The sequence below is a fragment of the Fusobacterium sp. JB019 genome (assembly GCA_030673965.1).
Lineage (GTDB): Bacteria > Fusobacteriota > Fusobacteriia > Fusobacteriales > Fusobacteriaceae > Fusobacterium_B.
In genome coordinates this window covers 95,030-110,046 of record JAUTCN010000002.1, presented here as the reverse complement: position 1 = coordinate 110,046, position 15,017 = coordinate 95,030, and the positions used below count along the sequence as shown (strand labels likewise).

General features: G+C 26.5%; 12 protein-coding genes and 1 riboswitch. Of the genes, 6 read left to right on the top strand and 6 right to left on the bottom strand.

Annotated features, from left to right (window positions below; all coding sequences use genetic code 11):
• The first annotated feature begins 74 nt into the window (after nucleotides 1-74).
• Nucleotides 75-380, top strand: a complete 306-nt coding sequence (locus tag Q7K47_00745; protein MDP0505730.1) for a DUF496 family protein — start codon at nucleotides 75-77, stop codon at nucleotides 378-380.
• Between the two features lie 7 nt (nucleotides 381-387).
• Nucleotides 388-981 carry a recombination mediator RecR gene (gene recR, locus Q7K47_00740; protein ID MDP0505729.1) on the top strand — a complete coding sequence of 198 codons (594 nt, stop codon included), beginning with the start codon at nucleotides 388-390 and terminating at the stop codon, nucleotides 979-981.
• A 24-nt stretch (nucleotides 982-1,005) separates the two neighbouring features.
• Here the strand turns inward: recR and Q7K47_00735 are convergent, their stop codons facing one another.
• Nucleotides 1,006-3,804, bottom strand: coding sequence for a transporter substrate-binding domain-containing protein (locus Q7K47_00735; GenBank protein MDP0505728.1), 2,799 nt, complete (start codon nucleotides 3,802-3,804; stop codon nucleotides 1,006-1,008).
• A gap of 220 nt (nucleotides 3,805-4,024) precedes the next feature.
• Between Q7K47_00735 and nrdD the strand changes: the two genes are divergently transcribed.
• The 3 genes from nrdD (at nucleotide 4,025) to Q7K47_00720 (ending at nucleotide 8,208) form a co-directional block, all read left to right on the top strand.
• Nucleotides 4,025-6,187, top strand: a complete 2,163-nt coding sequence (gene nrdD / locus Q7K47_00730) for an anaerobic ribonucleoside-triphosphate reductase (protein MDP0505727.1) — start codon at nucleotides 4,025-4,027, stop codon at nucleotides 6,185-6,187.
• 14 nt (nucleotides 6,188-6,201) lie between these two features.
• Entirely contained in the window at nucleotides 6,202-6,690 is a 489-nt protein-coding gene (nrdG, locus tag Q7K47_00725) for an anaerobic ribonucleoside-triphosphate reductase activating protein (GenBank protein ID MDP0505726.1), read from the top strand.
• A 120-nt stretch (nucleotides 6,691-6,810) separates the two neighbouring features.
• Entirely contained in the window at nucleotides 6,811-8,208 is a 1,398-nt protein-coding gene (locus Q7K47_00720; protein MDP0505725.1) for an MATE family efflux transporter, read from the top strand.
• 30 nt (nucleotides 8,209-8,238) lie between these two features.
• On the opposite strand, the gene Q7K47_00715 is transcribed toward Q7K47_00720, so the two are convergent.
• The 4 genes from Q7K47_00715 to Q7K47_00700 form a co-directional block, all read right to left on the bottom strand.
• Nucleotides 8,239-9,627: a nucleobase:cation symporter-2 family protein gene (locus Q7K47_00715; protein ID MDP0505724.1), complete on the bottom strand. Its 1,389-nt coding sequence runs from the start codon at nucleotides 9,625-9,627 to the stop codon at nucleotides 8,239-8,241.
• A gap of 132 nt (nucleotides 9,628-9,759) precedes the next feature.
• Nucleotides 9,760-9,856: riboswitch (purine riboswitch) on the bottom strand.
• A 41-nt stretch (nucleotides 9,857-9,897) separates the two neighbouring features.
• Nucleotides 9,898-10,086 carry a hypothetical protein gene (locus Q7K47_00710; GenBank protein MDP0505723.1) on the bottom strand — a complete coding sequence of 63 codons (189 nt, stop codon included), beginning with the start codon at nucleotides 10,084-10,086 and terminating at the stop codon, nucleotides 9,898-9,900.
• 122 nt (nucleotides 10,087-10,208) lie between these two features.
• Nucleotides 10,209-10,934, bottom strand: a complete 726-nt coding sequence (locus tag Q7K47_00705; GenBank protein MDP0505722.1) for a LytTR family DNA-binding domain-containing protein — start codon at nucleotides 10,932-10,934, stop codon at nucleotides 10,209-10,211.
• 14 nt (nucleotides 10,935-10,948) lie between these two features.
• Entirely contained in the window at nucleotides 10,949-12,613 is a 1,665-nt protein-coding gene (locus Q7K47_00700; protein MDP0505721.1) for a LytS/YhcK type 5TM receptor domain-containing protein, read from the bottom strand.
• A gap of 221 nt (nucleotides 12,614-12,834) precedes the next feature.
• Between Q7K47_00700 and Q7K47_00695 the strand changes: the two genes are divergently transcribed.
• Complete coding sequence (locus Q7K47_00695) at nucleotides 12,835-14,250, top strand: carbon starvation protein A (GenBank protein MDP0505720.1); 1,416 nt, start codon at nucleotides 12,835-12,837, stop codon at nucleotides 14,248-14,250.
• A 42-nt stretch (nucleotides 14,251-14,292) separates the two neighbouring features.
• Here Q7K47_00695 and Q7K47_00690 read toward each other — a convergent pair whose 3' ends face one another.
• On the bottom strand, nucleotides 14,293-15,009 hold the full coding sequence (locus tag Q7K47_00690; GenBank protein ID MDP0505719.1) for an NAD-dependent protein deacylase: 717 nt from the start codon (nucleotides 15,007-15,009) through the stop codon (nucleotides 14,293-14,295).
• Nucleotides 15,010-15,017 lie beyond the last annotated feature (8 nt).

The following is a 15,017-nucleotide window of genomic DNA, read 5'->3' as shown; positions in this document are numbered from 1 at the left end:
AAAAAATTGCAAAATTAAAAATATTGGTATAAAATATATAAATAGGGAATTTTACTTTAAGGAGGTATTTTAAAATGGATAAAGCATTAGAAATAGTTAGAAAGGCTAGAAGAAAAAATAAAATCGAAAGAGAAATTCAAGATCATGAAAAAAAGGTAAGAGATAATAGAAAAAGAGTTTTACTTCTTCGTAATTTAGAAGAATATATTAAACCTACTATGACTTATGATGATTTTGTTAATATTGTAGAAAATATGAAACTTGATTATGAAGAAAGAGTTAGTGATCATACTATAAATATTGCTGAACTTGAAAAAGAAAGAAAAGATATTATTAAAGATTTAAGAAAAGTAGGAATAAAAAATACACCGACTGAATAGGAGAATTATGTCATCAAAATATTTAGAAATTTTAATAGAAGAGTTCAATAAACTTCCTGGTATTGGAAAAAAATCTGCTACTAGATTAGCTTTCCATATCTTAGATTTAAATAAAGATGAGGTTAGTGACTTTTCAGAAGCACTTATGAATGTAAAACTTCATGTTAAAAAATGTAAAGTTTGTGGAAATTTCAGTGAAAATGAAATTTGTAGTATTTGTTCAGATGAAACAAGGAACAATTCTATTATTTGTGTAGTTGAAGATAGTAAAGATATTATTCCAATTGAAAAAACCGGAAAATATAATGGAAGTTATCATGTGTTAAATGGAAAAATAGCTCCCTTAAACGGTATCACTCCTGATAAACTTAATATTAAATCTCTTTTAAATAGAATTGCAACTGAATCTATTAAAGAAGTAATTTTTGCTTTAAGTTCTGATTTAGAAGGAGAAACAACTATTATGTACTTAACTAAATTAATAAAGCCCTTTGGTTTAACTGTCTCAAAGTTAGCTAGCGGAATTCCTATGGGTGGAAATTTAGAATTTACAGATAATGCTACAATTAGCAAGGCTATTGAAGGAAGACAAAAATTATAAAAAAGGTGCTATTATGCACCTTTTTTATTTATATAACATCTTTTTTAATATTTTATCCAATTGATTAATATCTATTGGTTTTCCTAAATGTTCATTCATTCCATATTTTAAAGATTTATTCCTATCATCATCAAAAGCATTAGCGCTAAGAGCTACTATGGGAACATTCTTTGCATCTTTCCTCGGCAAAGAACGAATAATTGAAGTTGCTTCATATCCATCCATAACAGGCATCCTAATATCCATTAAAATCAAATCAAAATAATCTATACTAGACTTTTTAAATATTTCAATAGCCTCTTTTCCGTTTTTGGAACTTTCAACTAAATATCCTTTCTTCTCCAATATCTTTCTTGCTACCATTTCGTTTATAGGATGATCCTCAACAATCAATACTCTTTTTTTTATATTTTCTTTAGAAAAAATATTCTTATTTTCTCTTTCTAATTTAATATATTCTTCTTCTAATATTTCAACTGTAGGTATCTTTAATATAAAATGCGTTCCTTTCCCTAATTTGCTTTTAACTTCTATTTTTCCTCCCATTAAATCAATAATATTTTTAGAGATAGATAAACCTAATCCTGTCCCTTCTGAATATTTAGATAGTTTATTTTTTTCTTGTTCAAAAGGTTTAAACATATGTTTTAAAAAATCTTCGCTCATTCCAACACCATTATCAATTATTTCATAACAACAAAATACTTTTCCTTTTTCTTCCATATACTTATTTTTAAAAATAACATCCCCATATTTAGGAGTATATTTTATAGCATTTCCTATTATATTAATTAGTACTTGTTGTAACCTCACTTTATCAAAATACTCATATTTATATTTATAATATAAATCTTTTGTTTTAAAATTAACTCCTTTTTCCACAGCTCTAACATTAAAAATATTTAATATATTTTTAATAAAGTCTTCCATAGGAACTATTTCTGGGTTTAATATAAGTTTATTATTTTCTATCTTTGAAATATCTAAAATATCATTTATTATTTTTAACAAATAAGTTCCTGATTCTTCTATATTTTTCAAATAATTTTTCACTTCATTTTTTATACTTTTTTCTTCCAATGCCAACTTTGTCATGCCTAGTATTCCATTTAAAGGAGTTCTTATTTCATGACTCATTTGAGATAAAAAATCAGATTTTGCTCTACTAGCTATTTTAGCTTTCGTTGTAGCTATCTTTAATTTGTTATTTGTTTCTAATAATTTTTTGTTATTTTCTAAAGTTTTTCTTAAATTTTCTTTATTAAGTTTTATTATTCTAAATAAAATAGTTATTATAAAGATAATCAACAAAGTGATTATAATAATAAAAATTTGATATTGATTTATAATATCAAAAATAGTTAATTTATATATGTTATTGGAAATTGAATGATTTACTATTTTTTCTATTTCATTTTTATTAACAAGAATGTCAATACTTTTATTAAGTATACTTAACAACATTTTATTCTTACTATTTGCTATAAAACTAGAATCTATATTATAAAAATCATAATTAGATATAACTAAAGATAAATATTTTGGCATCTGTAAATAATACTGAGCTTCATAATTTTGAATTATTGCAACATCTGCTTCATTTGCAAGTATTTTATCTAATAATTCCCCTTTAGAAGACTCTATAATTTTCACTCTTAAAAAATTTTCTCTTAAATATTCTTTTAAAATCAACAACTTTTTAGGCATAGCCACTCTGAAATTTTTTCTATTTTCCAATGAAAAATTTCTTTTTTTAACTATGGAAAATCCATAATTTATATAGGGAATACTAAACATTAAATTTTCATATAATTTTTCATCATTTTCTTTTTTTATTCCCATGGCTAAATCTAACTCATTTTCTTTTAAACTTTTCATTAAATCTTTTTTAGGAGAAACTGGTATCATTTTTAAATTTAGTCCTGAAATTTTATTTATTTCTTTAATTATTCCTGGTTCTATTCCAGTAAATACCTTTGTCTTTTCATTATATTTCGATAGAATATTTCTAATTTTTACTATTCCCACCAAAACTTCTGAATTAGATTTTATGTAATTATGTTCTTCTCTTGTTAAATTAAGAGTGTTTTCTCCTGATTGATTTCCATAATATTTCTTATATAAAGTTAAATCTAAGTTTTTATTAAGCCATATTACCTTACTTTGAGCCTTATTAAAAGTTTTCATAAAATCATTATCTTTAAAAGCTACAAAATAATACTTTTCTATAGGAAAACTATCTAATAATTTAAGATTATTATGTCTTGACATAGCTTCCGTAGCCATTACATCAATCTTTCCTAAAGTTAAAGCTTCCCTCATTTCCTTTTCAGTTTTATAATACTTTTTTCGAAACATTATCTTATTTTCTTTTTCATAATTTTCTACTGATTTTTTAAATAAAGAGCATTCCATCAACCCTATAGTTTTATTATTTAAATATTCTAAATCTTTATAAAATATCGGGCTATCTTTTTTAGTATAAAGTCTTCCTTCTGGTATTCCAAAACTATATCTTGAATATTCTAAATATTTTTCTCGATCTTCTGTATTAATTACTAGACATAACATATCAATTTCTCTATTTTTTATTTTTCCTATTAATTCTTTTAAGCTTCCCGGAACAAAATTAAATTCTAAATCAGAATAGGCTGAGATCTTTTTTAAATATTCTACTCCGTATCCTTGATAGATACCTCTTTCATTTTTTTCTATAAATCCATCAAAATCAAAATATCCAACACGAATCTCTTTTCCAAAAGATATTTGAGAAAATATTATCAATGTTATTATAATAATTATTTTTCTTAATTTTATTCTCACTATCTACCCCTAATAATAATTTATTTTTTATAATTCTATATTAACTATTATACTATAATTTCACCAAAAAAAAAATTCTAATTTTTTATTGATAATTCTAGACTTTCTCCCTAGAAAACACAATATATAGTTGTTTTTCTTGAAAAGGAACGCTATATATGGTATTATTATCCTAGATTTATTTTTATAATCTATTTTAAATGAAGGGGTGCATATTTTTATGAAAATAATAAAAAGAAGTGGAATGGAAGTAGATTTTGATATTAGTAAAATTGAAAACGCAATTAAAAAAGCAAACAAAGAGGTAACAGAAACTGAAAAAATTTCTGATGAAAACATCGCTAAAATATCAAATACTGTTGAAAGTATCTGTATAAATTCAGATCATTCATTAAATGTTGAAGATATTCAAGATCTTGTTGAATTAAATTTAATGGAAAACAAATCTTTTTCTGTTGCTAAAAAATATATTACATACAGATATAAAAGAGCTTTAGTTAGAAAATCTAATTCTACAGATGCTCAAATTTTAAGCTTACTTAACAGCTCTAATGAAGAAATAAAGCAAGAAAATTCTAATAAAAATTCAACTGTTGTAAGTGTTCAAAGAGATTATATGGCTGGAGAAGTTAGCAAGGATATTACAAAACGTTTCCTATTAGATCCAGATATTGTTGATGCTCACGATAAAGGAATTATTCATTTTCATGATGCTGATTATTTTGCTCAACATATGCACAACTGTGATTTAGTTAATTTAGAAGATATGTTACAAAATGGAACTGTAATCAGTGGAACTAGAATTGATAAACCTCATTCTTTTTCTACAGCTTGTAATATAGCTACTCAAATAATTGCTCAAGTTGCAAGTTCTCAATACGGAGGACAAAGTATTTCCCTTGCTCATTTAGCTCCTTTTGTTGAAGTAAGTAGAAATAAAATAAAAAAACAATTAAGAGATAGTTTTGAAGAAATAGGCCTTGAAATAACTGAAGAAAAATTTAATAAATTAGTTGAAAAAAGAGTTAGAGAAGAAGTTAATCGTGGAGTTCAAACTATTCAATATCAAGTAGTTACTCTTATGACAACAAATGGACAATCTCCTTTTGTTACAGTATTTATGTATTTAGGAGAAGCTAAGAACAAGCAAGAAGAAAAAGATCTAGCAATGATAATAGAAGAAGTTTTAGACCAACGTTATCAAGGAGTTAAAAACGAACAAGGAATTTGGGTTACACCTGCTTTCCCTAAATTGATTTATGTACTTCAAGAAAATAACATTCACAAAGATTCTCCTTATTATTACTTAACTGAAAAAGCAGGAAAATGTACTGCTAAGCGTATGGTACCTGACTATATTTCTGAAAAGAAAATGAAAGAATTAAAAGATGATAATTGTTATACTTGTATGGGATGTCGTTCTTTTTTAACTGTTTATCATGATAAAGAAAACAATCCTAAATTTTATGGAAGATTTAATCAAGGAGTTGTTACTATTAATTTAGTTGATATTGCTTGTTCTTCTGAAAAAAATATTGATAAATTTTGGGAAATTTTTAATGAACGTTTAGAAATTTGTTATAGAGCTTTAATGGCTAGACATAATCGTTTAAAGGGAACTATTTCAGATGTTGCTCCAATTTTATGGCAAAATGGTGCTTTAGCTAGATTAAAAAAAGGGGAAGTAATTGATGAATTATTATTTGATGGATATTCTACAATTTCTTTAGGTTATGCTGGGCTTTATGAGTGTACTAAATATATGACTGGAAAATCTCACACTGATCCTGATGCAACTCCTTTTGCTTTAGAAGTTATGAAACATTTAAATGAAGCTTGTGCTAATTGGAAGAAAGAACATAATATTGATTTCTCAGTTTATGGAACACCTTTAGAAAGTACAACTTATAAATTTTCTAAACTATTGAAGAAAAGATTTGGAATAATAGAGGGAGTTACTGATAAAAACTATATCACAAATAGCTATCATATCCATGTTTCTGAAAACATTGATGCTTTTTCTAAATTAAGTTTTGAATCAAAGTTCCAAGAACTATCTCCTGGAGGAGCTATTAGCTACATAGAAGTCCCTAATATGGAGAAAAACTTAGAAGCTGTTATGTCTGTTCTTGAACACATTTATGACAATATCATGTATGCTGAAATAAATACTAAAAGTGATTACTGTCAAAAGTGTGGTTATACAGGTGAAATAGAAATTAAAGAAGATGAAAATGGAAAATTAATTTGGGAATGCCCTAATTGTGGAAACACCGATCAAAACACAATGAACGTTGCTAGAAGAACTTGTGGGTATATTGGAACTCAATATTGGAATCAAGGAAGAACTCAAGAAATTAAAGAAAGAGTTTTACATTTATAAAAAAGGAAGTCTTTATGTACTATGGAAATATAAAAAAAATAGATATCGCTAATGGAGAAGGAGTTCGAGTTTCTCTCTTTGTTTCTGGATGTAGAAATTGCTGTAAAAACTGCTTTAACCCAGAAACTTGGAACTTTAAATATGGACAAGAATTTAATTTGGATACTGAAAATGAAATACTAAATCTACTAGAACAAAAACATATTAAGGGATTAACTGTTCTTGGAGGAGAACCTTTCGAGCCAGAAAATCAAAAAGATTTATTACCTTTCATCAAGAAGGTTAACCATAAATTTCCACATAAAGATTTATGGTTCTTTACAGGTTATATTTATGATCAAGATTTAGTTCCTAATGGAAAAAAATATTGTGAAGTAACTGACGAGCTATTAAGTTATATTGATGTTCTTGTTGATGGTCCTTTTATTGAAGAAGAAAAAGATATCTCTCTTAAGTTTAGAGGATCTAAAAATCAAAGAATTATCTATTTGAAAAACAAATAATATAAAAACATAAAAGTAATTATTTAAAAGATGACTACTTTTATGTTTTTTTTATTAATTGACTTTTTTATTTAAATTAGCTAAACTTAAAAAGAGATATTAAATTTAGGAGGCTTCATTTTGAATTCAGATAACAACAATATATTAGGTAAAAATAGAATATCTTTACTTCTATTAAAATTTTCCATTCCTGCTATAATTGCACTGGTCACCACTGCTGTTTACAATATAGTAGATCAAATTTTCATAGGGCACAGTGTTGGTTTTTTAGGAAACGCAGCTACTAACATCACTTTTCCAATCATTAGTATTTGTACATCCATAATATTATTAACTGGAATTGGTACTTCTGCTTGCTTTAGTATCGCTCTTGGTGAAAAAAATATTGAAAAAGCTAAACAAATTATAGAAAATGGCTTGATTTTAAATATTTTTCTTTCTCTAGCTTTTACTATTGTACTTTTGTTAAATGTAGAAAAAATACTATTAATTTTTGGAGCCACTAAAGAAATTATGCCCTATGCTTTAACTTATACTAAAATTACAGCTTTAGGAATCCCTTTTTTCATTCTATTTTCTGCTGCTACATTTTGGATTAGAGCAGATGGTAGTCCTAAATTTGCAATGATTATTACTTTAGTTGGAGGAATCACTAATATTATTTTAGATCCTCTATTTATTTTTAAATTTAATATGGGTATAGCTGGAGCAGCTTGGGCAACAATTATTGGACAATTCTTATCCTGCTTACTAGCTGTATTTTATTTAGTTAAAAAGTTTAAAAGTTTCAAATTAAATTTTTACCCATTTATTTTCCCAAGATTAAAAATATTTAAACATATCTGTTTATTAGGTATGTCGCAATCTATAAATCAATTAGGCCTTATGCTAGTTCAAATAAGTATGAATAATGTACTCACCTACTATGGAGCTAGATCAATTTATGGAGCTGAAATTCCCCTTGCTTGTGTTGGAATTATTTTAAAAATTAATATTTTATTTCTATATATTATTATTGGAATTTCCCAAGGAGCTCAACCTATTCTAGGATATAATATTGGCTCTAAGCAATACGACCGAGTTATTAAAACTATTAAATTAGCTTTAAAATATGATTCCTTTGTATCTATAACTGCTTTTATTTTATTTCAAACATTTCCAAAAGAGATTATTTCTATTTTCGGAAAAGGTAGTAGTGAATATTTTATGTTTGCTGAAAAGTTTTTTAGAATATTTATGTTCTTTACATTTGCTAATTTCATACAAATTTTCTCTGGAAACTTTTTTAGTGCAATTGGAAAAGGAAAAATTGGTTTATTTATAGCTATCACCAGACAATTCTTATTCTTATTGCCTCTAATTATATTATTACCTATGTTATTTGGAATAGAGGGAGTCTTCTTCTCTGCTCCTATATCTGATTTATTAGCTTTAACTGTTACAATATTTTTCTTAAGAAAAGAATATCGTATAATTAAAACTTTAGAAATAGAACAAAAAAAAGGACTTAATATTTAATTAAGTCCTTTTTATCTTTTTATTATTTTGTTATTTTGCTTGAGAACTTGCAACAACTGGAGCTGAATATTCTTTTTCTTTTTTCTTTGGCTCAAATTCTTTTGCATCTTTTAGCTTAGTTGTTTGTGGTTTATCATTAGGTAATACTATATTTAAAACAACTGCAACTGCTGCTGATACTGCTATTCCTGATCCGCCAAATAAAAGTTTAATTCCTTCTGGTAAAAATTGTATTGCCTCTGGTACAGCTCCCAATCCAAATCCTATTCCTAAAGATGCTGCTAATATAGTAGAATTTTTATTTCCTAAAGGTTCTTTTGTTATTAATTCTACTCCGCTTATAAATATCATAGCAAATATCATAACTAAACTTCCACCAATAACACTTTGAGGAATGGCTACTAAAACAACTCCTAATTTAGGAAAAAATGCTCCACACATTAATATTAAAGATCCTACAACTACTACAAATCTACTCATTATTTTAGTCATTGCGATAATTCCAACATTCTGACTAAAAGAAGTTGTTGGTAAAACTGAGAAACAAGAAGCTATTACACAACCTAGCCCATCTCCCATTATCCCTCCAGATAATTCTCTATCTGTTAATTCTCTATCTGCTCCACCCATAGTTATTCCTGACATATCTCCCATAGTTTCAACTGCAGAAACTATAAACATAACTATCATAGCAAGAATAGCATCTATATGAAAACTCATTCCATAAACAAATGGTTTTGGAATATTTACTAAACCTGCTTGAGCAACACCTGATAAATCAACTTTTCCAAAGAATAAAGCAACAACATATCCAATTACAGTAGCTATGAATATAGAAGCTGTTGACCACATTCCTTTTCCAAATTGCTTAAATACTATTACTAAAAATAAAACTAATCCACCTATAAATAAATTTGAATAAGATCCAAAATCACTAGCTCCAAATCCTCCTGCAAATGAATTGATTCCAACAGGAATTAATGAAAGTCCTATTGATAAAACAACTACTCCAGTAACTATTGGTGGAAAATATCTTCTTATTTTCTTAATAAACATTCCAACTAATATTTCAAAAAGTCCTCCAACAAGTACTGCTCCTAGTATTCCTTCCATTCCATACTTAGTTCCAACTGATATACAAACAGGAACAAAAGCAAAGTTAGATCCCATAACAACTGGCAATTTAGCACCAAATGGTCCTAAAGTATAATTTTGAATTAAAGTATTTATCCCTGCAACAAACATACAAGCTTGAATAAGAGATGTCTTCGTCTCTAATGGGATATTTAAAACTCCTAAAACAATAATAACAGGGGTTATGTTACTTACAAACATAGCAAGTACATGTTGCAACCCTAGTGGTACTGCATCTAATAATTTTGGTTTCCCATCCAGCTCATATGGTGAATAGTTTCTCATAAAAAAAGTCCTCCTAAAGATAATTAAAGTTTTATTGCTAACATAAAACCAATTACTCTAAGAGGATTATTATAATTTTAATAAAAACAGCTTCCATACAATAAAAAACGTACAGATAACTTTTTAAATAATAATAAAAACAAATCCACTTATAGTAACTAATTTACGGTTAGTCGTAGAAACGCTTGTCCAATTACAAGCATATATAAGTTGAAACAATTCTACTAAAATTTTCTTATTTTGTCAATTCTTTTTTTGTCCATCCTTTTTTTAACTCAATCCTTTTTCGTAATATTTAAATATTTCTAAAATTGATCTAGACGTTGTTTTGTAAGAAGTTCTTGCTTCGGTTAGCACTTTATTTAAATACTCATACTCTTGCTGAGTATATCTATATCCAAACATTTTTTTTACTTTCCCTTGACTTTTTCTTCCACTTTTCCCTTTAACTCCAGCCATATTTTTAACCTCCAAACATATTTAAATAAAACTTTAATTATTTTTCGTTAAAACTTTTAAAAGGCTTTTGAATTTAGTATAGCACATTTTTTAAATAAATCAACTTTCAAATATATAAAATATTATTTTATCACAAAAATCTCTTTTAACTTTTTCATATTTCCTCTACTAATAGGAATTTTATCTTTTAATTCTTCAAGTTTTATATAATAACTACCATTAAACCAAGCATCTATCTCTATTATTTTATTTAAATTAACGATATAAGACCTATGGCATCTATAAAATCTATCTTTTGGTAAAATATTTTCAAACTTAGCTAGTTTAAGTTTAGATTTATAACATTTTTCTTTAGTATGAATTATACATTCCTTATCTAAAACTTCAATAAAATAAATTTCATTTAAAAAGATTATTCTTAATCTATCCTCATCATGAACTGCTATTTTATTGACTAAAACGTTTTTATGCTCAAATTTTTCTTTCTTTTCATCTAATAAATCTAGTATTACTTTATCTATTCTTTCTTCAGAATAAGGTTTTAAAATATAATCAAAAGCTTTTATTTCAAATGCATCTAAAGCATGTTCTTTGTAAGCTGTTACAAATATAATCTTTATATCATTTTTTAGCTTCAGTAATAATTTTGCCAATGAAACTCCATCTATACTAGGCATGTTTATATCTAAAAAAACAACATCTATTTCATTTTTATTTTGAAAATATTTTAAAGTATCTAAAGGATTATCAAATTCTTCTACTAAATTTAATTCCTCCCATTTTTTTAAAAAATATTTCAATTCTTCTCTTGCAGGCATCTCATCCTCAACAATTATATAATTCAACATTCTTTTCTCCTTAATTATTCACACTTTATTTTAAAAGATATTTCAGTTCCTTCCTTTAATCTTTTTATTTCAAGACCTTTTCCATATATCAATTCTAATCTATTATGTACATTTTTAAGGCCAATACCTTTTTCTAATTTATTATTTTTTAATTTTTCTATAATTTCCTCTGAAATTCCAATTCCATCATCAATTATCTTTATATTTAATTTATTTTCATCATCACAATGTATTTCAATTAAAACATTTCCTCCTTCATTTTTCTTTAATATTCCATGCTTTATACTATTTTCTACTAAAGGTTGAATTATAAGGCTTGGAATATTTAAATTGCAAGAAGCATCATCTATATTATATTCAACATTTATTTTATCTCCAAATCTTGCTTTTTCAATATTAACGTAAGCTTTTACCTGTTCTAATTCTTTTTCTACAGTTACTTCTTTATTAAGTTCATCTAAATTAAATCTTAAAAAAGTAGATAAATCTAAAATTATCTGTCTTGCTTTTTCTGGATTCATCCTAATAAAAGAAGATATTGTATTTAAAGCATTAAATAAAAAATGTGGATTTATCTGTGTCTGAAGCATTTTTAAATTTGCATCCTTTGCCATTGTTTCTAGTTTTTCTATTTTGGATAATTCTAACTGTGTCGAAATAAGTTGTGATAATCCTAAAACTAATAATCTATTACTTTCTGTAATTCCCTCAAATCTATCAAAATATATTTTCAACGTCCCTGAAACCTTTGTTCCATTATGTAAGGGAGCTATTATACAAGATTTCACATCTCCATTAACACATAAAAATTCATTTTTATTAAACATTTTATTAGAAATATAAAGCTTATCTGTTTCAATTACTCTTTTTACTATTTCACTTTTTATTTGTGTATGTTCTATTTTATAAGAATCATTATAGCAGTAACTTGCAATTATATTTTTCCTGTTTGAAAGAACAACTGTTTTTGCTCCTAAACTTTCCATAATTATTTTACAAACTTCATTTAAATTTTCACCTTTCATAAAATAAGGTAAGGTTTTATTAGCTATTTCTAAAGAGAGCATAGCTTGTTTTCCAGCTAACATTTCTCTTTCATCTATAATATTTTTTATTATATATATTACAATGGGAATTCCTAAAGAATTTGATAATATCATAGGAAAATATATTTTACCAACTATTTGCTTTGCTATAATTTCATCTTTAGCTAAAACTAAAATAAGAAACATGCTCAAATTTTCAACTATAAAACCATTTAAAAATCCATAAAAATATATATTTTTTTCATTTTTATATTTATATATATATGCTGAGAGAAAACCTCCAAAAATAGTTGAAATAGTACAAGCTAAACTTGTCACTTCCCCTGCATTTAAAAAGTATCTATGAATCCCTGCAATTATTCCTGAGAAAATACCTACTTGTGGAGCTATTAAAATACCTCCAACTATAACTCCTATATTTCGAGTATTAGCTATTGCCCCCTTATAATCAACTCCTGAATAAGTCCCTAATATTGCCAAACATCCAAAAAATAACGATAAAAATAAAATTTCTTTTTTCGTATATTTTTCTTTTGAAAACAATGATCTAGATTTTGTAAACCTTGCAAAAAAAAATGAAATAACTATTATGTATCCCAAATTATTTACTAAAGTTCTGCCCAAATTAAACATTCTTTTCTCCTTTCTAATTTCATTTCCTTAAATTATTTTAACACATATCTGTATCTAGGTAAATTACATATCCAAAATTCTCTTGTTATTCACACTCTTTTTTTACAACTCAGAACTAATATTATACATTTCAGATTATTTTATAACATTTTTTTCTTAAAATACTCTATAATGTTATCATATTAATAAATTTTTTAATAAAAGTTAAGGGAGGTTTTATTATGGTTAGTTTTATATTATCTTTAATCGCTTTGATTGTAGGGTATATGACTTATGGTAAATTTGTAGAAAGAGTTTTTGGTATTGATGAAAATGAGAAAACTCCAGCAGTTAAACTTGCAGATGGAGTTGATTATATTGAAATGGATTGGAAAAAGGTATTTTTAATTCAATTCTTAAACATTGCAGGACTTGGGCCAATATTCGGAGCTATTCTTGGAGCACTTTGGGGACCAGTTGCTTTTTTATGGATTGTGTTTGGATGTATCTTTGCTGGTGCTGTTCACGATTATTTATCAGGTATGTTATCTGTTAAAAATGATGGTGCTACTATAGCTGAAATAGCAGGAAAATATTTAGGAGAGATTCCTAGAAATATTATGAGAGTTTTCTCAGTTGTTTTACTAGTATTAGTTGGAGTTGTTTTTATTAAAGGACCTGCTGGTATATTAGCAAATATGACTGGAATCAAATCTTTAGTTTGGATTGCAATAATCATAGTTTACTATATTCTTGCAACAGTTCTTCCTGTTGATAAATTAATTGGAAAAATTTATCCAGTATTTGGAGCTTGTCTTCTTATAATGGGTGTTGGAATTGGAGCTTCATTAATAATCAATGGTTATGATATTCCTGAAATTGCTTTTACTAATTTAAATCCTAAAGGAACTTCTGTTTTTCCTTTCTTATTTATAACAATTGCATGTGGTGCAATTTCTGGATTCCATGCTACTCAATCACCACTTATGGCAAGATGTTTAAAAAATCAAAGAGAAGGAAGAAAAGTATTTTATGGTTCTATGATTGCAGAAGGTGTCATCGCTCTTATTTGGGCTGCTGCTGCTATGACTTTCTTCGGTGGAACTAAAGGACTTGCAAATGCTGGTTCACCTGCTGTTGTTGTTAATGTTATTTCAAATTCTATGCTTGGTAAAGTTGGAGGAATCTTAGCTATATTAGGTGTTGTTGCTTGTCCTATAACTTCAGGAGATACTGCTTTTAGAAGTGCTAGACTTGCTATTGCTGATGCAATTAATTTCAAACAAGGTCCTATTAAAAACAGATTTTCTATTGCTCTTCCTTTATTTGCAATAGGTACTGCTCTTTGTTTCATGGATTTCACTATTATTTGGAGATATTTTGCATGGTCTAATCAAACTCTTGCAACTATAGCTCTTTGGGCTGGAGCAACTTATCTTGCTACTGAACATAAAAACTACTGGATTGCAGCTATTCCTGCTACATTCATGACAGTTGTTGTTACTTCTTATATTTTAATTGCTCCTGAAGGATTTAGATTACCTGAAGTTGTTGGTAACAGTGCTGGTTTAATTCTTGCATTCGTTTCTATATCTGTATTCCTTCAAAAAATTAAAAAATATAGTGTTATTGGAAATGTAAATTTAAATAAAAACTAAACAATAAACAAATGAATTTTATATACAAAAAGAACTCTGTATTTACAGAGTTCTTTTTATTTCTTTTATTAGTTTATCTAGTATTTCAGAAAAATTACCCTTTATTGATAATGTAGCCCTAGAATCATAACCTGTAGAATCTTCATTTATTATAATTAAATTTTTTCCTTTAAAATAAGTTATATAGTTAGCAGCTGGATAAACTGTCAAACTAGTCCCTGATATTATTAAAGTATCCGCTCTTTTTATTTCTTCAATAGCCTTATAAGTAACTTCTTCATCTAACATTTCCCCATAAAGAGTTACTTTAGGTCTTACAACTCCCCCACATTTACATTTAAATTCTTTATCGTCTCTAATCCCACAATTTAAACAATACCATTCTTTCAATGTTCCGTGTAATTCTAATACTTTTTTACTTCCTGCTTCTTGATGTAAATTATCAATATTTTGAGTGATTACAGCTTTTAATTTACCCATTTTTTCAAGTTCAACTAAAGCATAATGTCCTTTATTTGGTTTTATATTTTCTATAGACATTTTTTCTTTTACATACTCACTAAAAATTTGTCTTTTATCTATAAAAAAATCAATACTTAATATTTCTTCTGGTCTATATCCTTTATATAAAGTCTTATACAATCCATTTTTTCCTCTGAAATCTTTTATTCCAGAATCTGTAGAAGTTCCTGCTCCTCCAAAGAAAACAATATAATTACTTTTTTCAACTATTTCAGCTAGTTTTTTAACATTATCCATAATTTTAA